Source organism: Mycobacterium sp. PS03-16 (assembly GCF_004570325.1).
Lineage (GTDB): Bacteria > Actinomycetota > Actinomycetes > Mycobacteriales > Mycobacteriaceae > Mycobacterium.
On the sequence record NZ_SPQO01000006.1, the window covers coordinates 107,079 to 130,106 of the forward strand.

At 70.2% G+C, this 23,028-nt stretch carries 21 protein-coding genes, 2 tRNA genes and 1 pseudogene; 8 read left to right on the top strand and 16 right to left on the bottom strand.

All coding sequences use genetic code 11. The features are described from left to right. The first annotated feature begins 5 nt into the window (after nucleotides 1-5). Entirely contained in the window at nucleotides 6-758 is a 753-nt protein-coding gene (locus tag E4P42_RS07330) for an enoyl-CoA hydratase (RefSeq protein WP_135124561.1), read from the top strand. A gap of 1 nt (nucleotide 759) precedes the next feature. Here E4P42_RS07330 and E4P42_RS07335 read toward each other — a convergent pair whose 3' ends face one another. The 8 genes from E4P42_RS07335 to E4P42_RS07370 all read right to left on the bottom strand — a co-directional run bounded on the left by E4P42_RS07335 (nucleotide 760) and on the right by E4P42_RS07370 (nucleotide 10,174). Beyond that, complete coding sequence (locus E4P42_RS07335; RefSeq protein ID WP_135124563.1) at nucleotides 760-1,938, bottom strand: dihydrolipoamide acetyltransferase family protein; 1,179 nt, start codon at nucleotides 1,936-1,938, stop codon at nucleotides 760-762. Next, a complete protein-coding gene (locus tag E4P42_RS07340; RefSeq protein ID WP_135124566.1) occupies nucleotides 1,935-2,987 on the bottom strand; it encodes an alpha-ketoacid dehydrogenase subunit beta in 1,053 nt (350 codons plus the stop codon). Before E4P42_RS07340 ends, E4P42_RS07335 begins: the two co-directional genes overlap by 4 nt. Before the next feature lies 1 nt (nucleotide 2,988). Continuing rightward, nucleotides 2,989-4,089, bottom strand: a complete 1,101-nt coding sequence (gene pdhA / locus E4P42_RS07345) for a pyruvate dehydrogenase (acetyl-transferring) E1 component subunit alpha (protein ID WP_209305717.1) — start codon at nucleotides 4,087-4,089, stop codon at nucleotides 2,989-2,991. A 74-nt stretch (nucleotides 4,090-4,163) separates the two neighbouring features. Further along, complete coding sequence (locus E4P42_RS07350; protein WP_305801105.1) at nucleotides 4,164-4,979, bottom strand: CoA ester lyase; 816 nt, start codon at nucleotides 4,977-4,979, stop codon at nucleotides 4,164-4,166. Further along, nucleotides 4,979-5,470 (bottom strand): MaoC family dehydratase, encoded by a 492-nt coding sequence (locus tag E4P42_RS07355; protein ID WP_135124572.1) that lies wholly within the window; start codon nucleotides 5,468-5,470, stop codon nucleotides 4,979-4,981. The genes E4P42_RS07350 and E4P42_RS07355 overlap by 1 nt, the downstream gene beginning before the upstream one ends. After that, complete coding sequence (locus E4P42_RS07360; protein WP_135124574.1) at nucleotides 5,467-6,636, bottom strand: acyl-CoA dehydrogenase family protein; 1,170 nt, start codon at nucleotides 6,634-6,636, stop codon at nucleotides 5,467-5,469. Before E4P42_RS07360 ends, E4P42_RS07355 begins: the two co-directional genes overlap by 4 nt. After that, nucleotides 6,633-8,621 carry an acetyl/propionyl/methylcrotonyl-CoA carboxylase subunit alpha gene (locus E4P42_RS07365; RefSeq protein ID WP_135124576.1) on the bottom strand — a complete coding sequence of 663 codons (1,989 nt, stop codon included), beginning with the start codon at nucleotides 8,619-8,621 and terminating at the stop codon, nucleotides 6,633-6,635. The genes E4P42_RS07360 and E4P42_RS07365 overlap by 4 nt, the downstream gene beginning before the upstream one ends. Nucleotides 8,622-8,623: 2 nt before the next feature. Further along, the gene (locus tag E4P42_RS07370; RefSeq protein ID WP_135124578.1) at nucleotides 8,624-10,174 is read right to left on the bottom strand and encodes a carboxyl transferase domain-containing protein; all 1,551 of its coding nucleotides are present in this window, start codon (nucleotides 10,172-10,174) and stop codon (nucleotides 8,624-8,626) included. A gap of 93 nt (nucleotides 10,175-10,267) precedes the next feature. Between E4P42_RS07370 and E4P42_RS07375 the strand changes: the two genes are divergently transcribed. Continuing rightward, nucleotides 10,268-10,897: a TetR/AcrR family transcriptional regulator gene (locus E4P42_RS07375; RefSeq protein WP_135124580.1), complete on the top strand. Its 630-nt coding sequence runs from the start codon at nucleotides 10,268-10,270 to the stop codon at nucleotides 10,895-10,897. Nucleotides 10,898-10,900: 3 nt separating this feature from the next. Here E4P42_RS07375 and E4P42_RS26935 read toward each other — a convergent pair whose 3' ends face one another. The 3 genes from E4P42_RS26935 to E4P42_RS07385 are packed head-to-tail and all read right to left on the bottom strand — an operon-like array spanning nucleotide 10,901 to nucleotide 13,306. Then, complete coding sequence (locus tag E4P42_RS26935; RefSeq protein WP_167759392.1) at nucleotides 10,901-11,053, bottom strand: DUF6131 family protein; 153 nt, start codon at nucleotides 11,051-11,053, stop codon at nucleotides 10,901-10,903. Further along, a complete protein-coding gene (locus E4P42_RS07380; RefSeq protein ID WP_135124582.1) occupies nucleotides 11,050-11,319 on the bottom strand; it encodes a hypothetical protein in 270 nt (89 codons plus the stop codon). The genes E4P42_RS26935 and E4P42_RS07380 overlap by 4 nt, the downstream gene beginning before the upstream one ends. Nucleotides 11,320-11,365: 46 nt before the next feature. Then, complete coding sequence (locus E4P42_RS07385; protein WP_135124584.1) at nucleotides 11,366-13,306, bottom strand: alpha/beta fold hydrolase; 1,941 nt, start codon at nucleotides 13,304-13,306, stop codon at nucleotides 11,366-11,368. A gap of 114 nt (nucleotides 13,307-13,420) precedes the next feature. Here E4P42_RS07385 and E4P42_RS07390 point away from each other — a divergent pair, with 114 nt between their 5' ends. After that, nucleotides 13,421-14,185, top strand: a complete 765-nt coding sequence (locus E4P42_RS07390; RefSeq protein ID WP_135124586.1) for an MmpS family transport accessory protein — start codon at nucleotides 13,421-13,423, stop codon at nucleotides 14,183-14,185. On the opposite strand, the gene E4P42_RS07395 is transcribed toward E4P42_RS07390, so the two are convergent. Continuing rightward, nucleotides 14,153-15,490 (bottom strand): MFS transporter, encoded by a 1,338-nt coding sequence (locus E4P42_RS07395; RefSeq protein ID WP_245233922.1) that lies wholly within the window; start codon nucleotides 15,488-15,490, stop codon nucleotides 14,153-14,155. The two genes, E4P42_RS07390 and E4P42_RS07395, sit on opposite strands and share 33 nt — an antisense overlap. Before the next feature lie 55 nt (nucleotides 15,491-15,545). Between E4P42_RS07395 and cmrA the strand changes: the two genes are divergently transcribed. Continuing rightward, nucleotides 15,546-16,352, top strand: coding sequence for a mycolate reductase (cmrA, locus tag E4P42_RS07400; protein ID WP_135124590.1), 807 nt, complete (start codon nucleotides 15,546-15,548; stop codon nucleotides 16,350-16,352). A gap of 75 nt (nucleotides 16,353-16,427) precedes the next feature. Here the strand turns inward: cmrA and E4P42_RS07405 are convergent. Continuing rightward, nucleotides 16,428-17,985: pseudogene (locus tag E4P42_RS07405) on the bottom strand (helicase HerA-like domain-containing protein). 81 nt (nucleotides 17,986-18,066) lie between these two features. Here E4P42_RS07405 and orn point away from each other — a divergent pair. Both orn and E4P42_RS07415 read left to right on the top strand, forming a co-directional pair. Further along, nucleotides 18,067-18,714 carry an oligoribonuclease gene (gene orn, locus E4P42_RS07410; protein ID WP_135124592.1) on the top strand — a complete coding sequence of 216 codons (648 nt, stop codon included), beginning with the start codon at nucleotides 18,067-18,069 and terminating at the stop codon, nucleotides 18,712-18,714. 40 nt (nucleotides 18,715-18,754) lie between these two features. Further along, a tRNA-His gene (locus E4P42_RS07415) sits at nucleotides 18,755-18,827 on the top strand. A gap of 56 nt (nucleotides 18,828-18,883) precedes the next feature. Here E4P42_RS07415 and E4P42_RS07420 read toward each other — a convergent pair. Continuing rightward, the gene (locus E4P42_RS07420) at nucleotides 18,884-20,104 is read right to left on the bottom strand and encodes an Ig-like domain-containing protein (RefSeq protein WP_135124593.1); all 1,221 of its coding nucleotides are present in this window, start codon (nucleotides 20,102-20,104) and stop codon (nucleotides 18,884-18,886) included. A 161-nt stretch (nucleotides 20,105-20,265) separates the two neighbouring features. Here E4P42_RS07420 and E4P42_RS07425 point away from each other — a divergent pair. Continuing rightward, nucleotides 20,266-20,341 (top strand) — tRNA-Lys (locus tag E4P42_RS07425). 519 nt (nucleotides 20,342-20,860) lie between these two features. On the opposite strand, the gene E4P42_RS07430 is transcribed toward E4P42_RS07425, so the two are convergent. Then, nucleotides 20,861-21,085 carry a DUF3618 domain-containing protein gene (locus E4P42_RS07430; RefSeq protein ID WP_135124595.1) on the bottom strand — a complete coding sequence of 75 codons (225 nt, stop codon included), beginning with the start codon at nucleotides 21,083-21,085 and terminating at the stop codon, nucleotides 20,861-20,863. Nucleotides 21,086-21,203: 118 nt separating this feature from the next. Here E4P42_RS07430 and bcp point away from each other — a divergent pair, with 118 nt between their 5' ends. Beyond that, complete coding sequence (bcp, locus tag E4P42_RS07435; protein WP_135124597.1) at nucleotides 21,204-21,677, top strand: thioredoxin-dependent thiol peroxidase; 474 nt, start codon at nucleotides 21,204-21,206, stop codon at nucleotides 21,675-21,677. On the opposite strand, the gene E4P42_RS07440 is transcribed toward bcp, so the two are convergent. Beyond that, nucleotides 21,674-23,020, bottom strand: coding sequence for a dipeptidase (locus E4P42_RS07440; protein ID WP_167759393.1), 1,347 nt, complete (start codon nucleotides 23,018-23,020; stop codon nucleotides 21,674-21,676). The two genes, bcp and E4P42_RS07440, sit on opposite strands and share 4 nt — an antisense overlap. Between the last annotated feature and the right edge of the window lie 8 nt (nucleotides 23,021-23,028).

Here is a 23,028-nt window from a genome sequence, read left to right on the forward strand (position 1 = left end):
ACCGCGTGTCCGATTCGGTTCTGGTCCAGGTCGACGACCACGTCGCCCTCATCACCGTCAACGATCCCGACCGCCGCAACGCCGTCACCTTCGAGATGTCGGCCGCCCTGCGCGCCGCGGTGGACGCCGCCGAAGCCGACCCGGGCGTGCACGCGGTGATCGTCACCGGCGCCGGCAAGGCGTTCTGCGCGGGCGCCGACCTCACGGCATTGGGCGAGGCCACCGAGGACGGCCTGCGCAAGATCTACGACGGATTCCTCGCCGTCGCGCACTGCACACTGCCGACGATCGCCGCGGTCAACGGTGCCGCGGTCGGCGCGGGGCTGAACCTGGCCCTGGCCGCCGACGTGCGCATCGCCGGCCGGCACGCGCTGTTCGACCCGCGTTTCCAGACGCTCGGCATCCACCCCGGCGGTGGGGCGACGTGGATGCTGCAGCGTGCCGTCGGACCGCAGGTGGCGCGCGCGTCGCTGCTGTTCGGCATGCGGTTCGACGCACAGGCCGCCGTCCGGCACGGGCTGGCTCTCGAGGTCGCCGACGATCCGGTCGCCGCGGCGCGGGCGCTGGCCGCCGGACCCGCAGGCGCACCCCGCGACGTGGTGCTCGCGACGAAGGCCTCGATGCGCGCGACGGCCAACCCCGGTGCCGTGGACACCGACCAGCACCGCAGCGCCGTCGACATCGAGCTGGGCCCGCAGGCCCGGTCCATCGAGTCCCCGGAGTTCGCCCAGCGCCTCGCGGCGGCCAAGCGCCGGTAGGTCAGAGGTCGAGCAGCGCCGACTCGGGTGCCTCGAGCAACGCACGCAGCTCAGCCAGGAACGCGGCCACCTGCGCCCCGTCGGCGACCCGGTGGTCGAACGCGCACGTCAGGCGCATCGTCGGGCGGGCGGTCACCGCGCCGTCCACCACGACCGGGCGGAGCTTGAGGGAGCCCATGCCCAGGATCGCAGCCTCCGGGTGGTTGATCACCGGGACACCGTCGTCGAGTCCGAGCGCGCCGAAGTTCGACACCGTGAACGTCGAGCCCGACAGATCGCGCGGCGCGACCGTGCCCTCCCGCGCCTGCGCCACCAGCCGCGCCACCGCCGCGGCCAGCTCGCGGGTGGTCTTGTCCTGCGCGTCGGTCACGACCGGCACCAGCAGCCCGCGCGGTGCGGCCACCCCGAAGCCCAGGTGAATCGCGCTGTGGGAGTGGATCTGTGGGCCATCGGCCGTCTCCAGCCAGGTGGCGTTGAGCACCGGGTGGTGCCGCAGCGCGAGCGTGAGCAGGCGCAGCGTCAGCACGAACGGCGTGATCCGCTCGTCGGCCGCGTGCAACCGGTCCCGCAGCCGCAGCAGCGCGGAGCCGTCCACCTCCACGGCGGCATGCGCGTCGGGAATCTCATGGCGCGACAGCGTCATTCGCCGCGCCATCTCGGCCTGCACGCCGCGCACCGCATGTGTGCCCCCGCGCGCCTCGACCCGGCCCGCCGCGGCGAGCACGTCGTCGCGGGTGACGATGCCGTCCGGCCCGGACGGCGCCACCGCGCTGAGGTCGACGCCGTGGTCGGCGGCGAGCCTGCGCACCGACGGCTTGGCCCGCGCCCGGCCCGTCACCGGCCGGGCCGTCCGGCGGCTGACGTCCATCGCCCCGTCCGCGCCGTACCCGACCAGCACCGGTTGACGCACCGGCGTCGCCGGTTCGGCGGGCGCCCCGGTGTCGCTGGCGATACGCACCAACACCGCGCCCACATCGAGCGTCTGCCCTTCCTCCCCACCTCGCTCGACCACCCGGCCCGCATACGGGCTGGGGATCTCGACCTCGGCCTTGTTGGTCTCGACCGTGCACAGCGTCTGGTTGAGCTGGACCTCGTCGCCCACGTCGACCGCCCACGAGGTGATGGTGGCGTCCTGCAGCCCTTCACCCAGATCGGGCACCGCGAAGTCGTGAACGGTCATGGCATCTCCAGCGTCCGCTGCACGCAGTCCAGCAACCGGTCCACGCCCGGCAGCCACAGCTTCTCCAACCGTGCAGGCGGATACGGGGTGTCGAAGCCGGTCGCCCGCAGCACCGGCGCCTCCAGGTCGTAGAACAACTCCTCGGAGATCCGCGCGGCCAGTTCGGCGCCGAAGCCGAGCGTGCGCGGCCCCTCGTGCATCACCACCGCCCGGCCGGTCTTGCGGACCGACGCCGCCACGGTGTCGAAGTCGAGCGGATTGAGCGAGCGCAGATCCACCACCTCCATCGACCAGTCGTAGGCAGCCGCAGCGTGTTCGGCGGCCGACAGCGCGGTCGCGGTGAGCGGTCCGTACGTCAGCACCGTGACATCGGTGCCGTCGTGGCGCACCGCCGCCTGCCCGATGGGCAACCCCGGTCGCGTGGTGTCGACCGGTTCGCGCGCCCAGTACCGGCGTTTGGGCTCGAGGTAGATCACCGGGTCGCGGCCGGCGATCGCATGCCGCAGCAACCAGTACGCGTCGGCCGGACCGGACGGGCTGACCACCTTCAGCCCTGCGGTGTGCAGCCAGTACGTCTCGGTCGACTCGGAGTGGTGCTCCACCGCACCGATGCCGCCGAACGACGGGATTCGGACGGTGACCGGCATGTCGACGTCACCGCGGGTGCGCATCCGGTACTTCGCGAGATGGCTGACGATCTGGTCGAACGCCGGTGCGGTGAAGCCGTCGAACTGGATCTCGGGCACCGGCACGAAACCCCGGATCGCGAACCCGATCGCGAGGCCGATGATCGCCGACTCCGCCAGTGGGGTGTCGAAACACCGCTGTGCGCCAAAGGTTTCGGCCAGCCCGTCGGTCACCCGGAACACCCCGCCCAGCGTCGCGACGTCCTCCCCGAAGACGAGCACCCGGTCGTCGCCGGCCATTGCGTCGTGCAGGGCGCGGTTGACGGCCTGCACCATCGTCAGCTCGGCGGCCGGGGTGACGGAGTGGAGGAACGGGTGGTCGTCTCCGCCGGACGACGCCGGCCGCTCGACGAGTTGGGTCATCTCACGCCTCCTTGGCCAGTTCGGCGAGCAACTCGTCGCGCTGCGCCGCCAGATCCGGGGTGATGTCGTGGTAGACGGTGTCGAAGACCTCGGCGATGTCGATGTCCGGCGCGCCGACCACCGCGTCGCGCAGCTCACCGCACAGTCGCTTCGACCGGGCCGCCACCCGCTCCTCGAGCCGGTCGGTCCACACCCCGGCGTGCTGCAGGTACGCGCGGTAGCGCGGGATCGGGTCCAGCGCGCGCCACCGCTCGACCTCCTCGGGGCTGCGGTAGCGGGTCGGATCGTCGGAGGTGGTGTGCGGACCGAGGCGGTAGGTGACGGCCTCGATCAGCGCCGGCCCGCCGCCGTCGCGGGCGCGTGCGGCGGCTTCGGCCATCACCGCGTAGCAGGCGAGTACGTCGTTGCCGTCCACGCGGACGCCGGGCATGCCGTATCCGGCGGCGCGGTGGGCGATCGACGGGCCGGCGACCTGCCGGGCGACCGGCACCGAGATCGCCCACTGGTTGTTCTGGACGAAGAAGACGACCGGCGCGCCGTACACCGCGGCGAGGTTCATCGCCTCGTGGACGTCGCCCTCGCTGGTGGCGCCGTCACCGAGGAACGCCACGGTCACCGAGTCCTCACCGAGCCGCTGCGCGGCCATCGCCGCGCCCACCGCGTGCAGGCCCTGGGTGCCGATCGGGATCGCGATCGGCGCGCAGCATCGCGCGGTGAACTCCAGCCCGCCGTGCCATCTCCCGCGCCACACCGCCGACATCTGCTCCGGGGTGATGCCACGCAGCAGGAAGGCGCCGATCTCGCGGTACTGGGGGAACAGCCAGTCGGTCTTGCGCAGGCACGCGGCCGCACCGACCTGCGCGGCTTCCTGGCCGCGGCACGAGGCGTACAGCGCGAGCTCGCCCTGGCGCTGCAGGTGGACGAACTCGGTGTCGAGGTCGCGGGTGACGGCCATCGTCTCGTAGAGCCAGCAGAGGGTTTCGGGTGGCAGGTCCCGGCTGTAGCGCTCCTCGGCGCTCGGTGTGCCGTCGGCGCACACCAGCTGCACGGGATCGAGATCGACGCCGGCCATACCGCCTCCTTGTGGTCGCATCGACGGCATGTTTCGCCGTCCGACGACTTCAGGTGCTCAGCGTGTGGCGGGTAGAGCAGACCCCCGGGTGTGGAGGTGACCGGCTAGCGGCCGGGGTGTGGCGCTAGCGCGATGATGCGCTCTGCTCGTCGCAGCACTGGGGCATCCACCATTATGCCCTCGAACTGGAACACCCCCCGTTGATCGCGGGCCGTGTCGAGGACGCGGCGCGCCCAGTCGGCCTGCTCGGCGGTGGGCGCGTAGGCGGCGCGGATGACCGCGACCTGCGACGGGTGGATCGCGACCTTGGCGTCGAACCCGACCGCGACGGCGTCGTCGCTCTCGGCGCGCAGCCCGTCGAGGTCGCGGATGTCGAGGTAGACCGAGTCGAGCGCCAGCCGGCCGTAGGCCTTGGCGGCCAGCAGCGTCTGGGAGCGCACGTGCTGCGCGACGTCGCGGTAGGTGCCGTCGGGCCGGCGGTTGGCCGTGCCGCCCGTCACCGCGAACAGGTCCTCGGCGCCCCACATCACCGCGACCGCGTTGTCCGCGCGGGTCGACTCGACGACGTGCAGCGCGCCCAGCGGCGTCTCGATCAGCACGACGACCTGCAGCGGGGCGAGCGCGGCCACCTGCTCGGCGCCCTCGGTCTTGGCGAGCATCACGGTGGTGTATCCGGTGCGGGCGAGCGCGGCGAGGTCTGACGCGTGGTCGGGCGTGGTCACCGGGTTGACCCGGACCACGGTGCGGGCGGGATCGAGCGGGGTGTCGATCAGCGCGTTGCGGGCGGCGTCGCGGTCCTTCGCGGCGACGCCGTCCTCCAGGTCGAGGATCACCACATCGGCTGCCGCCGCGGCCTTCTCGAACCGCTCCGGCCGGTCGGCCGGGCAGAACAGCCAGCCGGGTCCGGTGCTGCCGAGCATCACACCTCCTCCGCGGGCCGCTTGCGCACCATGGTCTTGCGGGACGCGGTGGCGACGACGTCGCCGTGCTGGTTGCGTCCGGTGTGGGCGAAGGTGACGATGCCCTCGGCCGGCCGGCTCCTGGACTCGCGCTTCTCGAGCACCTCGGTCTCGGCGTAGAGCGTGTCGCCGTGGAACAGCGGCTTGGGGAAGGCGACCTCACCGAAGCCGAGATTGCCGACGATCGTGCCCTGGGTGAGCTGCGCGACCGACAGGCCGACCAGCGTCGACAGCGTGAACATCGAATTCACCAACCGCTGGTTGAAGGGCGGCAGCGCATCGGCGAACGCGGCATCGAGGTGCAACGCCTGGGTGTTCATGGTGAGCGTGGTGAACAGGACGTTGTCTGCCTCGGTGATGGTGCGGCCGGGCCGGTGCGCGTAGAGCACCCCGGTCTCGAACTCCTCGAACCACAGCCCCCGCTGGGTGACGATCTTCCTGTGGTCGCTCACAGGCCGGCCTGGCGCGCGATCAGCATCAACTGCACCTCGGTGGTGCCCTCGCCGATCTCGAGGATCTTGCTGTCGCGGTAGTGGCGGGCGACCGTGAATTCGTTCATGAAGCCGTATCCGCCGAAGATCTGGGTGGCGTCGCGGGCGTTGTCCATCGCGGCCTCGCTCGCCACCAGCTTGGCGATCGCGGCCTGCTTCTTGAACGGCTTACCGGAGAGCATCAACGCGGCGGCGTCGTAGTACGCGGTGCGGGCGGTGTGCGCCCGGGCCTCCATCCGCGCGATCTTGAACGCGATGGCCTGGTTGCTTCCGATGGTGCGGCCGAACGCCTCACGCTCCTTGGCATACCGCACGCTCTCGTCCACGCAGCCCTGCGCGGCGCCGACCGACAGCGCGGCGATCGCGATGCGGCCCTCGTCGAGGATCTGCAGGAAGTTGGCGTAGCCGCGGCCGCGTTCGCCGAGCAGGTTCTCCTCGGGCACGCGGACGTCGTCGAAGGACAGTGGGTGGGTGTCCGAGGCGTTCCAGCCGACCTTGTTGTACGCGCGTTCGGCGGTGAACCCGTCGGTGGGCACCGGGACCAGGATCGACGAGATCTCCTTGCGGCCATCCCGCTCCCCGGTGACGGCGGTGACGGTGACCAACCTGGTGATGTCGGTGCCGGAATTGGTGATGAACTGCTTGCTGCCGTTGATCACCCAGTGCCCGTCATCGAGGCGCGCGGTGGTCTTGGTGGCACCGGCGTCGCTGCCGCCGCCCGGTTCGGTCAGCCCGAACGCCGCCAGCGCCTGCCCACTGGTCAACTGCGGCAACCATTCCCGCTTCTGCGCGTCGTTGCCGAACCGGTAGACCGGCATCGCGCCGAGGGACACCCCGGCCTCCAGCGTGATCGCCACGCTCTGGTCCACCTTGCCGAGTTCCTCCAGCGCCAGGCACAGCGCGAAGTAATCCCCGCCCATGCCGCCGTACTCCTCGGGGAACGGCAGCCCGAACAGCCCCATGTCGGCCATCCCGCGCACCACCTCGTACGGGAACGAATGCTCCTCGTCGTGTTTGGCCGCGACGGGCGCGACGACGCTCTGCGCGAAGTCGCGGACGGTCTTGGCGAGCTGCTCGTAGTGGTCGGGCAGTGTCCCGGTGGATAAGAAGCCGGAGTAGTCGGTCACGATTCATCTCCTTTGTCGGTGGCGAGGATCCTGGCCAGCGGCTGACCCACCTTGACCTGCTCGCCCACGGTGACGAGTAGTTCGGCCACGCCGTCGACCGGGGCGGTCAACGCGTGTTCCATCTTCATGGCCTCGACGGTGACGACGACGGTGCCTGTCGTCACCATCGCCCCGGCTTCGATACCGACCGCCACCACCGTCCCGGGCATCGGACTGGTCAGTTCGGCGTCGCCGCTGTGTGCGTCGTCGGGCCGCACCGGCGCCTCGCGGACCTCCGCGACGCTCACCGTCCGCCCGCCGCCCGAGAGCCAGATCCGTTCGCCGTCGGCGGCGAGGAGATAGTCGGTGCGCAGCCCGTCCGACGTGACGGTGAGCCGATGGCCCTCGAGTCGCACTGCCAGCGAACGGAATTCGCCGTCCTCGACTCTCGCCGTGGCCGCATCAGGGCGGCCGGTGAGGTGGACGTGGTCGGTGCGGTCCCCAGCCTGCAGGCGGCGGGTGGTGGGCGCGTGGGCGCCGATCCGCCACCCCGACGGCACCGCCCACGGATTCCCGGTGGTGGCGGGCCACCCCTGCAGCCACAGGTAGGCGGCGGCCGCGACGAGGTCGTCGTCGGTGGCCGCGGCCGGTGCGTAGTCCGGGGCGCGGCGGTCGAGCAGCCCGGTGTCGAGGCGGCCGGCCGCCACGTCCGGGTCGGCGAGCAGGAAGCGCAGGAAGTCGACGTTGGTGTCGATACCGAGGACGGCTGTCGCGGCCAGCGCCCGGTCCAGGGACCGCAGCGCGGCGTCACGGTCGGCGCCGTGCGCGATCACCTTGGCCAGCATGGGGTCGTAGTCGCTGCCGACCACGGCGCCCGGTGTCAGACCGGAGTCGACGCGCACGCCGGGGCCCGCGGGCTCGAACAGACCGAGGACGGTTCCGCCGGTGGGCAGGAAGCCGCGGCCCGGGTCCTCGGCGTAGATGCGAGCCTCGACGGCGTGGCCGTGCAGGGCGACGTCGTCCTGGGCGATCGGCAGCTTCTCCCCCGCGGCGATGTGCACCTGCTGCTCGACCAGGTCGATACCGGTGACCAGTTCGGTGACCGGATGTTCCACTTGCAGCCGGGTGTTCATCTCCATGAAGAAGAACTCGTCGGGCCGGTCGGCGGACACGATGAACTCCACGGTCCCGGCCCCGGTGTAGTCCACACTGCGCGCGGTGTCGCACGCCGCGGCACCGATGCGGGCCCGGGTCGCGGCGTCGAGCAGCGGTGACGGCGCCTCCTCGATGACCTTCTGGTGGCGGCGCTGCAGGCTGCACTCCCGCTCGCCGAGGTGGATCACGTTGCCGTAGCCGTCGGCGAGGACCTGCACCTCGATGTGGCGGGGGTTGAGCACAAACCGCTCGAGGAACAGGGTGTCGTCCCCGAACGCCGCCGCGGCCTCCCGGCGCGCCGACACGAGCGCCGCAGGCAGCTCTTTCGCGTCGTGCACCACCCGCATGCCCTTGCCGCCGCCTCCGGCCGACGGCTTGACCAGCACCGGGAAGCCGACCTCAGGGGCGCCGCCGATCAGGTCGTCGTCGGTCAACCCCGGCCGGGAGATCCCCGGCACCACGGGCACACCGAAAGCCGACACCGCCGCCTTGGCGGCGATCTTGTCGCCCATCGTCTGGATCGCCGCAATCGGCGGGCCGATGAACACGATGCCGGCGTCCTGCAGCGCGGTGGCGAACGCCGCGTTCTCCGAGAGGAATCCGTAGCCGGGATGGACGGCCTGGGCCCCGGTGCGGCGGGCGGCGGCGACCACCGCCTCGATGTCGAGGTAGCTCTGCCGCGCGGCGGCCGGCCCGATGCGCACCGCGACGTCGGCCTCGGCGACGTGGCGCGCGCCGGCGTCGGCGTCGCTGAACACCGCGACCGAGCGGATACCCATCGCACGCAGCGTGCGGATGACGCGGACGGCGATCTCGCCGCGGTTGGCCACCAGCACCGTCGAGAATTCCATCATCACATCCTGAAGACGCCGTAGGACACCGGCTCCAGCGGAGCCTGCCCGACCACCGAGAGGGCCAGCCCGACAACGGTTCTGGTGTCGGCGGGGTCGATGACACCGTCGTCCCAGAGCCGCGCGGTCGAATAGTAGGGGTTGCCCTGGCTCTCGTACTGCGCGCGGATCGGCGCCTTGAACGCCTCTTCCTCCTCGGGGGTCATGTCACCGCGCACGGTGGCCAGCACCGACGCCGCCTGCTCCCCGCCCATCACCGAGATCCGCGCGTTCGGCCACATCCACAGGAAGCGCGGCGAATACGCCCGTCCGCACATCGAGTAGTTGCCCGCACCGTAGGAGCCGCCGATGACGACGGTGAGCTTGGGGACGCGCGCACAGGCGACCGCGGTGACCATCTTGGCGCCGTGTTTGGCGATGCCCCCCGCCTCGTAGTCGCGGCCCACCATGAACCCGGAGATGTTCTGCAGGAACAGCAGCGGTGTGCGGCGTTTGTCGCACAGCTCGATGAAGTGCGCACCCTTCTGCGCCGACTCACCGAACAGCACACCGTTGTTGGCGACGATGCCGACCGGATACCCGTGGATGCGGGCGAAGCCGGTGACCAGGGTGGCGCCGTACTCGGCCTTGAATTCGCCGAACTCACCGCCGTCGACGATGCGGGTGATCACCTCGTGGACGTCATAGGGCACCCGCGAGTCGACGGGAACGACGTCGTAGAGCTCGGTCTGGTCGGCGACCGGGTCGACGGTCGGCGCCACGTCCCACGGCGGCGGCTGCGCGTGGCCGAGGGTGCCGACGATGCGGCGCACGATGCGCAGCGCATCCCGGTCGTCGTGGGCGAGGTGGTCGGTGACGCCGGAGGTCTTACTGTGCAGATCGCCGCCGCCGAGTTCCTCGGCGGTGACCACCTCGCCGGTGGCGGCCTTCACCAACGGCGGCCCGCCGAGGAAGATCGTGCCCTGGTTGCGCACGATGACGGCCTCGTCGCTCATCGCCGGCACGTAGGCGCCGCCGGCCGTGCAGGACCCGAGCACGGCCGCGATCTGCGCGATACCCCGCGCGCTCAGGGTGGCCTGGTTGTAGAAGATGCGGCCGAAGTGCTCCCGGTCGGGGAACACCTCGTCCTGGCGCGGCAGGAACGCCCCGCCGGAATCGACGAGATACACGCACGGCAGCCGGTTCTGACCGGCGATCTCCTGGGCGCGCAGGTGCTTCTTCACCGTGATCGGGTAGTACGTGCCGCCCTTCACGGTCGCGTCGTTGGCGACGACCATGCACTCGCGCCCGGAGATCCGGCCGATGCCCGCGATCATCCCGGCGCCGGGGCAGTCGTCGTCGTACATCCCGTCGGCGGCCAGCGGAGCGATCTCCAGGAACGGACTGCCCGGATCGAGCAGCCCGTCGACCCGGTCGCGCGGCAGCAGCTTCCCGCGCCCGACGTGCCGTTCCCGCGCCTTGTCCGGTCCGCCGCGCGCGGCGGTGGCCAGCTTCTTGCGCAGCTCGTCGACGAGCGCGAGGTGCTCCTCGCGGTGCGATACCCGCAGTGCCATCGGCGACCCAATCAGAAGTTAATGACGACTAACCGATGGTATGTTAATCAGGATTAACCATCCGTGTCCACCACCGCACCGGAAGAGCCGCCCATGACGTCGCCCGCTTCGAGACCGGCCGCGAGCACCCGGCGCGGCCAGGCGAAGTCGGACCGGCGCGCTCAGCTGATCGCCGCCGCCGAACGACTGGTCGCCGAGAGGGGTTACCTCGCCGTGCGCCTCGAGGACATCGGCGCCGCGGTGGGGGTCAGCGGTCCGGCCATCTACCGGCACTTCCCCAACAAGGAGGCACTGCTGGTGGAACTGCTGGTGGGTATCAGCACCCGCCTGCTGGCCGGCGCGCGCGCCGTGGTGGACGCCGCCTCCGGGCCGCAGGCCGCACTCGACGGGCTGATCGACTTCCACCTCGACTTCGCGCTGGGTGAGTCCGACCTGATCCGCATCCAGGACCGGGATCTCGCGCACCTCCCCGATCCGGCGAAACGTCAAGTCCGCAAGGCGCAGCGGCAGTACGTGGAACTCTGGGTGGCGGTACTGCGGCGGGTGCACCGCACGCTGGGCGAGGACGAGGCACGGGTGATGGCGCATGCGGTGTTCGGTCTGCTCAACTCCACACCGCACAGCGTCAAAGGCACCGACAAAGCGGCCGAGGCCAGCTCGCGCACTGTCCTGCGAAACATGACAGTGGCGGCGCTGACCTCGGCCGGCGGTTCGAGCGGTTAGGCGTTAATACCAGACTTTCCGGCCACCGACCGCCCGTCCGGTGCTGCCGAGAATCCAGAACACCGCGCCGATGACGATCAGGGCGATACCGATGTACATCAGCGGGGCCCACAGGAAATAGCCCAGGATCGCGAGGATCACTCCGAGAACAATCATGCTGGCACTCCAATCATCAGTTCACCACCGGGCCCGGGGATTTCGGCCGGACCGCCGGCACTGGGCTCGGGGACGTTCACGTTGCAATCGACCTTCGGATTGACGCCCATGTAATTGAGCGGACCCGCAACGACGGTCAACGCAACCCGGGCTGCCGTGGCACAGTTGGCATCCCCGGTCTTGAAATAGTCGCGCTGAAAAGCGGCCACGACGCCGATCAGCAACCAGACGAGCACAATCACGCCGACAATCCCGCGGCCTCTCATGCCGTGCCTCCATCCTGTTCGCACCCGTCTGGGCGCGCAGCACGGTTTACCCGGCGGACAATTTGTCCAAACCTGACGGCAGCGACGCTGCCACCGCAACGGCCTGGGCCGGCGCGAAGGCGCTCAGCAGCCACGTCGTCATCGCGTTGACCAGCGCAGTGCGGTTCTCGCGCTTGACGATCTCGTGTCCGTCGTCGTCGAAGATCAACAGCTCGACCGTCCGATCCAGCGCGCGCAACGCGTCGAACATTTGCTGCGATTCGCTCGGCGGCACGTTGGTGTCGTTGCCGCCGTGCACCAGCAGCAGCGGCGCGGTGAGCGCCGACGCCCGCAGCAACGGGGAGAGCCGCTCGAGCAGCTCACGATCGCCGATCGGGTGACCGTACTTGGGATATGCGGCGGTGGCGATCCACGTCTCGGTGTTGCGGTACCAGGTGTTGAGGTCGCTCATCCCGCAGATGCTGATCCCGGCCGCGAACAACTCGGGGTGGAACGTCAACGCCGCCTGCGTCAGATAGCCGCCGTACGACCAGCCGCAGCAGGCGATCCGGTCGGCGGGAACGGCCTCGCGGTCGATCAGGTAGTGCACACAGTCCGCGACGTCGTCGATGGCCGCGAACCGCAACTCCTTGTCGTCGGCGTGCATGAACGCCCGCCCGAAACCGCCCGATCCCCGTACGTTCGGGGTGAACACGGTGATACCCGCCGCCAGCAGCGCCGGGTAGTACTCGCTGTATCCCGGCCGTGACTGTCCCTCCGGCCCGCCGTGCAGGAAGACCATCGCCCCGACCGGTTCGACCGGTGCGGGCGGCCGGTAGAGCCAGCCGGTGATCTCCATCCCGTCGCGGGCGATCACCGTCTCCAGCGTCGGGTCGGCGGTCAGCGGCCCCTCGCTGGGCTCGCGGTCCACGCGCTGCCACTCCCGCGACCGCGGGTCCACCAACTCGACGGTCGGCGGCAGCGAGGGGCTCTCCACGGTCATCGCCACCATGGACCCGCCGGCGCTGATGCTCAGCTCGGTGGCCACCAGCCCGGGCAGCGGGATCGGCTCGGACAGCGTGTTGTCGGCGTACTCGAGCACCTGAAGTTCACTGCAGCCGTTGACATTCCACAGCAGCGCCACTGTCGACAGGTCATCGCTGATGACGAACTCGTCGAGGTCGAACCCCGGCTTCTCGGCGACGACGTGGTATGAGACGCCGTCCGCGGTGGCGGTCACCTCGATCAGCCGCGCGTGGGTGCCGCCGTTGTCGCTGCGGATCAGCGCGCGGACGAACCCCTCGGTGCTGCCGATCGGGTAGGTGCTGGCGGGATGGTAGAGCTCGAAGGTCTCGCCGGTGACGCCCGATCGCAGCCGCCGCGGGCTGTGGTCGTCGAGGATGAAGCCCATGTCGGTGGTGGAGCCCGGATCGTAGGGCAACAGCGCGATTTCGGTGCGCCCGCGCAGCATGATGAGGTCGCGGTAGCCGCGGGGTCCGACGCGGACCAGCGACGCCCCCGCCCAGGCGTCGACGAGGCGGCCGGCCGTGCGGCGGTCCAACACCAGGGTGTCGCCGTCGGCCGGGTTGATCAGGCACGAACTGCCGACCCCGTCCTCGCCGGTCAGGATCGCCGCCACCTGGGTGCCGTCCCAGCCGATGAGTTCGGCGCTGCCCTCGGGCTGCCCGTCCGGCCACGAATCGATGCGGTGGGCGTCGCGGTCGTCGGGATCGGTTGTGACGACCCAGATCTGGAAGCGGTCACTGCCCTCGGGCGCCACCTGGCAGGCCAGCCAGTGCCCGTCGGCCGAGTGCATCACCCGGGTGACGGGTCCTTCCACCGGGAGCTCCACGTCGCGCGACGAGCTGGCCCGCCACCCCTGCAGGAAGCGCTGCACCGCGCGGGGGAAGCCGCCGTCGTCGACGAGGTGGGCGAATGCGGTCGCATCGGGTGACAGCGATGCTCCGTAGTTGGCCCGCACCTGTCGTGTCACGCGTCGATTGTCCATCGTCTTCCTTCCGGTGTCCGTCCGGCCTCCCGGCACCGGGTTCATCCGTCCCGCTGCACCAACACCGACCCGGCGCCACGGGTGGCGCAGGTACCCTGCGACCATGAGGTGGGTATGACCGATTCACCACGTCGCGACGGCACCGGGCCGACCCAGCCGCAGGGCAACAGCTACCAGGGTTGGCCCGATCCGGCCTACGCGAACCAGGCGCCGTACGGTCCCCCGTACCAGCCGCCCGCCGCGCCGAATCCCACCGAGCGGCTGTCCCCGTACTACCAGTACGGTTACGACCCCTATGCCACCGGGCAGTACGGACCCGGGTATCCGCCCGGTGACCCGCAGCAACCACCGCCCGGCGGGCCGAAGTCACCGATGTGGCTGTGGGTGCTGGCGGGTGCGGTGGTGCTGCTCGTCATCGCGCTGGTGATCGCACTGGTGATCGCCAACAGCTCGCGGCAACAGACGGTCGTCGCGCCGGCGCCGTCGATGCCCGAACCGACGTCGACCAGCCAGCGCCCCGCCACCACGCTGCCCGCACCCACCCCGGTTCTGCCGCTGCCGACGACGTCGCAGCCGGGCACCGCCTCCTCCACCACCACTGCGCCGTCGGGTGCCACGGAGTCGGTGACCTACGACGTCTCCGGGGAGGGACGGGTCATCAACATCACCTACACCGACACCGGCGGCGTGCCGCAGACCGAGTTCAACGTGGCCCTGCCGTGGAGCAAGCAGGTCGAGTTGCCGTCGCCGGCGCGCAGTTCGGCGCGGATCAGCATCATCAACGTCGGCCGCGACGTGACCTGCTCGGTGTCGATCGACGGCGTCCCGGTCGCCCAGCGCACCGGGTCAGGGCTGACCTTCTGCGTCGGCACGGGTTGATCCCACCCGCGCCTGGTGCGGCACCCGCACCGCGAGCATGGCCAGCAGGCCCGCGGCGAGCACCACACAGAGGCCGCCCATCCCCGCGCGGTCGGTGCCGAACAGATCGATGAACATGAAGAACAGCCACGGCGCCAGAAACGACACCGCGCGGCCGGTCGTGGTGTAGAGCCCGAACGCCACGCCCTCCTTGCCCTCGGCCGACATCCGCAGCATCAGCGTGCGCGCCGAGGACTGCGTCGGGCCGATGAACAGGCACAGCAGCAGCCCGCACACCCAGAACGCCACCGCGCCGGACAGGTTCAGCAGCGTCAATCCCACCGCGATCATCGAGATCAGCGACACCACGATCACCGGCTTGGAGCCGACCCGGTCGTCGAGCAGCCCACCGGTGACCGCGCCGACGGCGGCGACCACGCTCGCGCTGACGCCGAACAGCAGCACGTCGGCATCGGAGATCCCGTACACGTTCACGCCGAGGACCGCACCGAACGCGAACACCCCGGCCAGCCCGTCCCGGAACACCGCGCTGGCCATCAGGTAGTAGACGACGTTGCGGTCGCGCCGCCACTCCCCGACGATCTCCGACCACAGCTTCCGGTACGCCCCAGTGATGCCCCTGGGCCGCTCGGCGTCGGCGAGACCCGGCGGCGGGGCCGGCACCGCGATCAGCAGCGGCAGCGCGAACAGCAGGAACCACGCGGCGGCCAGCAGCATCGCCGCCCGCACGTTCTGCCCGTCGGCCACCGGCAGACCGAGCAGTCCGCGGGTGTCCCCGTCGCCGTTGATGAAACCCAGGTACACCACCAGCAACAGCAGGACACTGCCGAAGTAGCCCATCGCCCAGCCCAGCCCGGACACCCGCCCGGAGGTCTGCGGGGTGGACAGCTGCCGCAGCATCGCGTTGTACGGCACGCTGGCCAGGTCGCTGCACGCCGCGGTGCACGCCAGCAGCACCAGGCCGGGCCACAGGTAGGTGTGGTCGTCGCGGATCAGGCTCATCAGCGAGGTGAAGACCACCGCGGCGCCGGTCAGCACCGCCAGCACGACGCGCCGCCGACGCGGCGCCTCCACCCAGATGCCGGTCAGCGGCGCCAGCACCGCCACCAGAAGACCGGCCGCCGTCATCGCCCGGCCCAGCCAACTGGTCGCCGAGGTGTCACCCGGCAGGTCGTCGCCGACCGCACCGGTCAGGTAGACCGCGAAGACGAAGGTCACGACGATCGCGTTCAGCCCCGTCGAACCGCAGTCCCACAGCGCCCACGCGACGATTCGGGAACGTCCGGCGCGCGGGGGTGAGGTCACGGTCGCCCACGATATCGGCGGGGGCGCCGACAGGCCGGACGCTATAGTCCGGCGCATGCCCGTACCCGCCCCACGCCCCAACGCTCGCGCGGTCGTCACCGGCGCATCCCAGAACATCGGCGAGGCGCTGGCCACCGAACTGGCGGCGCGCGGCCACCACCTGATCATCACGGCGCGCCGCGGCGACGTGCTCGACGCGCTGGCGCAGCGGCTGACCGACCGCTACGGCGTCACCGTCGAGGTGCGGTCGGTGGACCTGGCCGACCCGACCGCCCGCACCGCACTCTGCGACGAGCTGGCGTCGCGGGAGATCTCGATACTGTGCGCCAACGCAGGCACCGCGACGTTCGGCCCGGTGGCCCGGCTGGACCCGGCCGACGAGAAGGCCCAGGTGGCTCTGAATGTGCTCGGTGTGCACGATCTGGTGCTCGCCGTGCTACCGGGTATGGTGGCCCGCCGCTCCGGGGGCATCCTCATCTCCGGCTCGGCCGCGGGCAACTCGCCCATCCCGAACAACGCCACCTACGCCGCGACCAAGGCGTTCGCGAACACCTTCTGCGAATCGCTGCGCGGCGAGCTCAAGGGGGCCGGCGTGCACGTCACGTTGCTGGCGCCGGGCCCGGTGCGCGAGACGCTGCCCGACGAACACGAGCAGTCGCTGGTGGAGAAGCTGATCCCCGACTTCCTGTGGATCTCCACCGAGTACACCGCGAAGATCTCGCTGGACGGCCTGGAGCGCAACAAGATGCGTGTGGTGCCCGGTGTGACGTCCAAGGCGATGTCGGTCGCCAGCGGGTACACCCCGCGCGCGATCGTCACCCCGATCGTCGGCGCGGTCTACAAGAAGCTGGGCGGCGAGTAAGGCTTCTGCGCCGCCGGAATGAGGTTCCAGCACACGGAACCGGCGCTGGGCGGGTGAAAAGTCTGATCTCGGCGGTCAACGACGACGCCGGCGGCGGCCGGTGCCGAAGATGCTGCGGGTGATCTCACGGCCGATGACCGTTCCCGCCGAGCGCATCGCGCTCTTGAACGCGGGGCTGTCCATCACCTTCTCGAACAGCCCCGGTTCCGGCGGCGTGACGGGGTCCGGCATGGGCGGGAGGTCGTACGGCGACGGCAGCGGCGGCAGTTCGGCCGGGGCGGGCGGCGGCGCCAGCCGGGCCGCGAGCCGCTCGTAGGCCGACTCCCGGTCCACCGTGCGGCCGTACTCGGCCTGCAGCGGGCTGGCCTGCGCGGCTGCGGCGATCGCGTCGGGACCGATGGTGTCCATCAACGACCGCGGCGCGCGCATCCGCGTCCACGCCACCGGCGTCGGCACCCCGGTCTCCGACAGCACGGTCACGACGGCCTCGCCGATGCCCAGCGAAGTCAGCGCCGACTCGAGGTCGTAGACGTCGGTCCTCGGATACGTGCGGACGGTCTTGCGCAGCGCTTTCTCGTCGTCGGGGGTGAACGCGCGCAACGCGTGCTGCACGCGCGCACCCAGTTGGGACAGCACCTCGTTGGGCACGTCGGTGGGCAACTGGGTGCAGAAGAACACCCCGACGCCCTTGGACCGGATCAGTTTGACGGTCTGCTCGACCTGCTCGAGGAACGCCTTCGACGCGTCGGTGAACAGCAGGTGGGCCTCGTCGAAGAAGAACACCAGCTTCGGCTTGTCCAGGTCGCCCACCTCGGGCAGCGTCGTGAACAGGTCGGCGAGCACCCACATCAGGAAGGTGGAGAACATCACCGGACGGGCGGCCTGACTGCCCAGTTCTAGCAGCGTGACGATGCCGCGGCCCTGCGCGTCGACCCGCAGCAGGTCCGCGGGTTCGAGCTCAGGTTCACCGAAGAAGGTGTCGGCGCCCTCGGCCTCCAGATTGACCAGCGCGCGCAGTATCACCCCGGCCGTCGTCGTCGACACCGCACCGAGCGCCGTGCGTTCGGCCTTGCCCTCGTCGCTGGTGAGGAACGCGATCACCGAGCGCAGGTCCTTGAGGTCCAGCAGGGGTAGACCGTTGCGGTCGGCCCAGTGGAAGATCAACCCGAGGGTCGACTCCTGGGTTGTTCAGTCCCAGGACCTTCGACAGCAGGATCGGCCCGAAGCTGGTGACCGTCGCGCGTACCGGCACCCCGAGTCCGCCGGTGCCCAGCGACAGGAACTCGACCGGATAGGCCGTCGGTGCCCACTGGTCGCCGGTGTCGGCGGCGCGCTGGGTGATCTTGTCGCCGGCCTCGCCGGGACGACTGAGCCCGGACAGGTCACCCTTGACGTCGGCCATGAGCACCGGGACACCGGCCGCGGACAGCTGCTCGGCGAGCACCTGCAGTGACTTGGTCTTCCCCGTCCCCGTGGCGCCGGCGACCAGGCCGTGCCGGTTCATGGTGGCCAGCGGAATCCTGACCCGGGCCGACGGGTGGGCGACGCCGTCGGCCATCACGGCGCCCAGGTCGAGGGCCGGGCCGTTCACCGCGTACCCGGCGCCGACCCGCGCCGCGGACTCACTGGTCATGGCGCACGACCCTACTGGTCGGCGGCGGCGGCGGAGGGTGTTGCGGTGCGCGATCCGGCCAGGCGAATAGGGTGGAGCGCTGTGCGTGACGAACTGGTGTGGATCGACTGCGAGATGACCGGGCTGGACCTCAAATCAGACCGGCTCATCGAGATCGCCGTCCTGGTCACCGACGCCGACCTCAACATCCTCGGCGACGGCCTCGACGTGGTGATCCACGCGCCCGAGGAGTCGCTGCGCGGCATGATCCCCGTGGTCACCGACATGCACACCCGCTCGGGTTTGATCGAGGAGGTGCGCACGTCCACGGTGGACCTGCCCACCGCCGAGGAGATGGTGCTCGACTACATCCGCGGGCACGTCAAGCAGGCGAAGACGGCGCCGCTGGCCGGCAACTCGATCGCCACCGACCGCGGCTTCATCGCCCGGGACATGCCCAAACTCGACGACTACCTGCACTACCGGATGATCGACGTGAGCTCGATCAAGGAGCTGTGTCGGCGCTGGTTCCCGCGGATCTACTTCGGCCAGCCCGAGAAGGGCCTGGCGCACCGCGCGCTGGCCGACATCCACGAGTCGATCCGCGAGCTGAAGTACTACCGGCGTACCGCGTTCGTCGCTCCACCCGGACCCTCGACCAGCGATATCGCCGCAATCGCCGCCGAGCTGGGGCCCCCGAACGGCGACGCGACCGGAACCGATTCGGCTCCGGGGCCCTCGACCGGTTAGTATCGACGACGCCGCAGTGCCCAACGGCAGAGCGGCGATGGTGGCTGTAGTTCAGTTGGTAGAGCACCAGGTTGTGATCCTGGCTGTCGCGGGTTCGAGTCCCGTCAGCCACCCCGAACGGAAACGGGCCCCGGCGAAAGCCGAGGCCCGTTTCTGTTAGTCCGGTCGCTCACACGTTGGCGTTGCCGGCCTTCCACTGCTCCCAGGGAATGTTCCAGTCGCCGAGACCGTCCGTGCCCGGCAAGGTCGAGCCGACAGTGTTGACCACCTCGACGATGTCGCCGCGCTTGGTGTTGTCGTGGAACCAGCGGGCGTTCGACGTGCTCACGTTGATGCAGCCGTGGCTGACGTTGTCATAGCCCTGGCTGCCCACCGACCACGGCGCGCCGTGCACGTAGATGCCGCTGTAGGACATCTGCGTGGCCCAATCCACCTCGGTGCGGTAGCCGTTCGGCGAGTTGACCGGCACCCCGTAGGTCGACGAGTCCATCACCAGGTGCGAGTAGCGGTCGCCGATGATGTAGGTGCCGTTGTTGGTCGGCGTGCTGTCCTTGCCCATGGAGATCGGCATGGTCTTGATCACCTCGCCGTTGCGGCGCACGGTCAGCGTCTTGGTGGCGTCGTCGGCCGTCGCGATCACCTCGTCGCCGATGGTGAAGTTCGTCTTCACATTGTCCTGGCCGAACAGGCCGTCGCCCATGTCCACGCCGTAGGCGTCGACCGACACCTCGACCTTGGTGCCCGGCTTCCAGTACTCCGCGGGCCGCCACCGCACCTCGCGGTTGCTGATCCAGTACAACGCGCCCTCGACCGGCGGATCGGTCTTCACCGTGATGGCCCGCTGCGCGGCGAGTCGGTTGGGGATGTTCTCGTCGAAGCGGATCGCCACCGGCTGCCCGATGCCGACGACCTCGCCCTCGTTGGGCAGCACGTACGGCATGGTCAGGTTCTCGGGCGAGTGCGTCTCGAACGTCATCTCGCGACTGGTGACCCCGCCGAGGCCCATCGACTGCGCCGTGAGCGTGTAGCTCTTGTTGTAGCCGAGCGGCTCGGTGGTGGCCCACGTCGTCCCGTCGGCGCTGAGCTTCCCGCTGACCGGCTCGCCGTCCTCGTTGACCATCGAGACCGACCCGAGCACGCCGAACTCGGCACCCACGGTGACCGGGCTGTCGACCGCGACGCCGACCGCCCCGTCGGTCACCGAAGATGTGAGCTTCGGCACCAACAGATCGCCGAACGGCGTGCCCTTGTCGGAGATCACCTGCGGGCTGTCGGACGTCGAGTCACCGGAGCACGCCGTGAGCCCGAGCACCATGGCGGGGACCACCAGCATGGCCGCCCACCAGGCTCGCTGTCGGCGCGGACGGGTCACGGATCTGACCTGCCACATTGTCTGCTCCACTTCACACCCAGGTTCTCGATCGGCACGGATTGATTTGTCAGCATTCTACGGGCTGCGCCGACACCGAGCCTGCCGCGAAGATGCAGCCCCGAGCCGGTCATGGCGGCGATTTCACGCACCGGCCATGAGCCTGTTATCGTCTTCCACGCGCGCCGTTAGCTCAGTTGGTAGAGCAGCTGACTCTTAATCAGCGGGTCCGGGGTTCGAAACCCTGACGGCGCACCACCAGAAACATCGCCGGCGCCGCCGGCGATGTTTCTTTTGTGTTGGGCCCTGGATATCCCTCCCCGGACGCCGCCGCATCGGCGTTTTTGCGGGAATCGAGGCCGCCGATTCTGAGCTTGATCACGTCGGTTACCGGCCGGTCATATGCTGTCTGCGCCGGTCACGGCGCTGCCGCGCGGATCGCCTGGTGACACCGAACGTTGCCAGTCACCCCGACAAAGTGATCATCACCCGTGTACAACTACCGTCTAGCGGGTACAACTGGTATCGTCACAAGTTAGCTGAACATCTCCCGCCAAGCGGAGACGTCCACGCCGCCACTCACACGAGGTCTTAGCTGGATGACATCACCACGCGTGCCGCACACTCCCGGCTCGACGGCATCGCCGCACTACGGCGAGGTAGCTGCGTCGTGGCCGGTGTCCGTGCACACCTGCAGCCGGCTGGGACGACGCGCCAATCCCCCGCGGTCCTGGTGGGCCGATCTGCTGCGGCCCGGCCGCCGACGCTGACGCCAGGTCAGCGGCGCGACCGCCGGACCGTCACGAACACCACCAACACCCCGACCCCGGCCAGCGACATGATGACCGCCGGCTGCGAGACGAATCCGATCACCTTGGCCTTGACGTCATCGGCGAGCTTGCGGGGATTGGCCCGCTCGGCGAGGGTGTCGACGGTCAGCGCCAGCTGGTCACGCGCCGCGTCGATGTCCTTCTTGATGGCCTCGGGATCCCGGTCCGCCACGTCATGCCCTCCAAGTACGGTGCTGGGTCCCCAGTCTGGTTCCCGTCCTGCCGCACTACCCTAGATCAGCCGGTGCGACACCGACGGCACCGGTCGACTGTGAAGGGATGACCAGGACATGCCGCAGACCCCGCGCCTCGAGGTGGGCGACACCGCGCCCGCGCTCCGCCTGCCCGACGCCGACGGCAACACCGTCGACCTGGCGGACTACCGGGGCCGCAAGGTCATCGTGTACTTCTACCCCGCCGCGTCGACGCCGGGCTGCACCAAGCAGGCCTGCGACTTCCGCGACAGCCTCGCCGAACTCAACGGCGCCGGCCTCGACGTCATCGGCGTCTCCCCCGACAAACCGGCCAAGCTGGCGAAATTCCGCGATGCCGAAGGCCTGACCTTCCCACTGCTGTCCGACCCGGCCAAGGAAACGCTCACCGCCTGGGGCGCATTCGGGGAGAAGACGATGTACGGCAAGACCGTGCAGGGCGTCATCCGCTCGACGTTCGTCGTCGACGAGGACGGCACGATCGCCGAGGCCCAGTACAACGTCCGCGCCACCGGCCACGTCGCCAAGCTGCGCCGCGACTTGAAGGTCTAGACGCGGCCCAGCTTCTCCAACAGCAGCGCCTCGGCGGTCGCCGCGCGTTCGAGCACGCCGAGGTGCAGGCTCTCGTTGACGCTGTGCGCCTGCGTACCCGGGTCCTCGACACCGGTCACCAGGATCTTCGCCGCCGGGAACGCCTCGGCGAACTCGGCGATGAACGGGATCGACCCACCCATTCCCATGTCGACCGGGTCGGCGCCCCACGCGGTGGTGAACGCCTCACGGGCGGCGTCGTACACCGGACCGCCGGCGTCGATCGCATACGGCTGGCCGATGTCGCCGGGCGTCACCGTGAGCTGCGCACCCCACGGCACATGCGCCTCGAGGTGACGGATCAGCGCCTCGAGGTGGGCGCGCGCGTCACCACCGGGGGCCACCCGCATGCTGATCTTCGCGCGGGCCCGGGGGATCAGCGTGTTCGACGACTTCTCGATCGGTGTGGTGTCGATGCCGATCACCGTGATCGCCGGTTTGGCCCACAGCCGCTGCACCACCGAGCCGGACCCGATCTCCCCGACGCCGGGCAGCAGGCCGGACTCCTCGCGCACCCAGTGCGGTCCCCGATCCACCTGCACATCGCCGCCGGCTGGCGCCGCCGAATCGTGCAGACCCGCGACCGCCACGTTCCCGTCGTCGTCGTGCAGGCTGGCCAGCAGCCGCACCAGCACGCTGAGCGCGTCGGGCACCACACCGCCCCACAGCCCCGAGTGCAGGCCGTGGTCGAGGGTGGCCACCTCGACGACGCAGTCGGCGAGGCCGCGCAGCGAGACCGTCAGTGCCGGCCGCTCGGTGCTCCAGTTGTCCGAGTCAGCGATCACGATGACGTCGGCGGCCAGCAGGTCCTTGTACTCGGCCAACAGCGCCCCCAGCGACGGCGAACCCGACTCCTCCTCGCCCTCCACGAACACCGTCACCCCGACCGGCGGTTGACCGCCGTGGGCGCGGAACGCGGCGAGATGGGTGGCGATCCCGGCCTTGTCGTCGGCGGTGCCGCGGCCGTAGAGGCGGCCGTCGCGTTCGGTCGGTTCGAACGGCGGCGACGCCCACTGCGCGGGGTCGCCTTCGGGCTGCACGTCGTGGTGGGCGTAGAGCAGCACGGTCGGCGCGCCCGGCGGGGCCGGATGGCGGGCGATCACCGCGGGCGCCCCACCGGCCGCCACGATGCTCACATCGTCGAAGCCGGCCGCCCCGAGCAGGTCCGCCACGGCCTGCGCGCTGCGCTGCACCTCCGGACGGCGGGCCGGGTCGGCCCACACCGACTCGATCCGCACGAGATCCTCCAGATCCCGGCGCACCGACGGCAGGACGTCACGGACCCGTTGCACCACATCGCTCATGGCGACGA

Coding starts and splice junctions, on each gene's coding strand:
- E4P42_RS07440 (WP_167759393.1), bottom strand. CDS start 23,020: ATGAGCGATGTGGTGCAACGGGTCCGTGACGTCCTGCCGTCGGTGCGC.
- E4P42_RS07375 (WP_135124580.1), top strand. CDS start 10,268: ATGACGTCGCCCGCTTCGAGACCGGCCGCGAGCACCCGGCGCGGCCAG.
- pdhA (WP_209305717.1), bottom strand. CDS start 4,089: ATGCCGTCGATGCGACCACAAGGAGGCGGTATGGCCGGCGTCGATCTC.
- cmrA (WP_135124590.1), top strand. CDS start 15,546: ATGCCCGTACCCGCCCCACGCCCCAACGCTCGCGCGGTCGTCACCGGC.
- E4P42_RS07380 (WP_135124582.1), bottom strand. CDS start 11,319: ATGAGAGGCCGCGGGATTGTCGGCGTGATTGTGCTCGTCTGGTTGCTG.
- E4P42_RS07385 (WP_135124584.1), bottom strand. CDS start 13,306: ATGGACAATCGACGCGTGACACGACAGGTGCGGGCCAACTACGGAGCA.
- E4P42_RS07340 (WP_135124566.1), bottom strand. CDS start 2,987: ATGACCCAACTCGTCGAGCGGCCGGCGTCGTCCGGCGGAGACGACCAC.
- E4P42_RS07365 (WP_135124576.1), bottom strand. CDS start 8,621: ATGGAATTCTCGACGGTGCTGGTGGCCAACCGCGGCGAGATCGCCGTC.
- E4P42_RS07350 (WP_305801105.1), bottom strand. CDS start 4,979: ATGCTCGGCAGCACCGGACCCGGCTGGCTGTTCTGCCCGGCCGACCGG.
- E4P42_RS07420 (WP_135124593.1), bottom strand. CDS start 20,104: ATGTGGCAGGTCAGATCCGTGACCCGTCCGCGCCGACAGCGAGCCTGG.
- E4P42_RS07335 (WP_135124563.1), bottom strand. CDS start 1,938: ATGACCGTTCACGACTTCGCGGTGCCCGATCTGGGTGAAGGGCTGCAG.
- bcp (WP_135124597.1), top strand. CDS start 21,204: ATGCCGCAGACCCCGCGCCTCGAGGTGGGCGACACCGCGCCCGCGCTC.
- E4P42_RS07370 (WP_135124578.1), bottom strand. CDS start 10,174: ATGGCACTGCGGGTATCGCACCGCGAGGAGCACCTCGCGCTCGTCGAC.
- E4P42_RS07390 (WP_135124586.1), top strand. CDS start 13,421: ATGACCGATTCACCACGTCGCGACGGCACCGGGCCGACCCAGCCGCAG.
- E4P42_RS26935 (WP_167759392.1), bottom strand. CDS start 11,053: ATGATTGTTCTCGGAGTGATCCTCGCGATCCTGGGCTATTTCCTGTGG.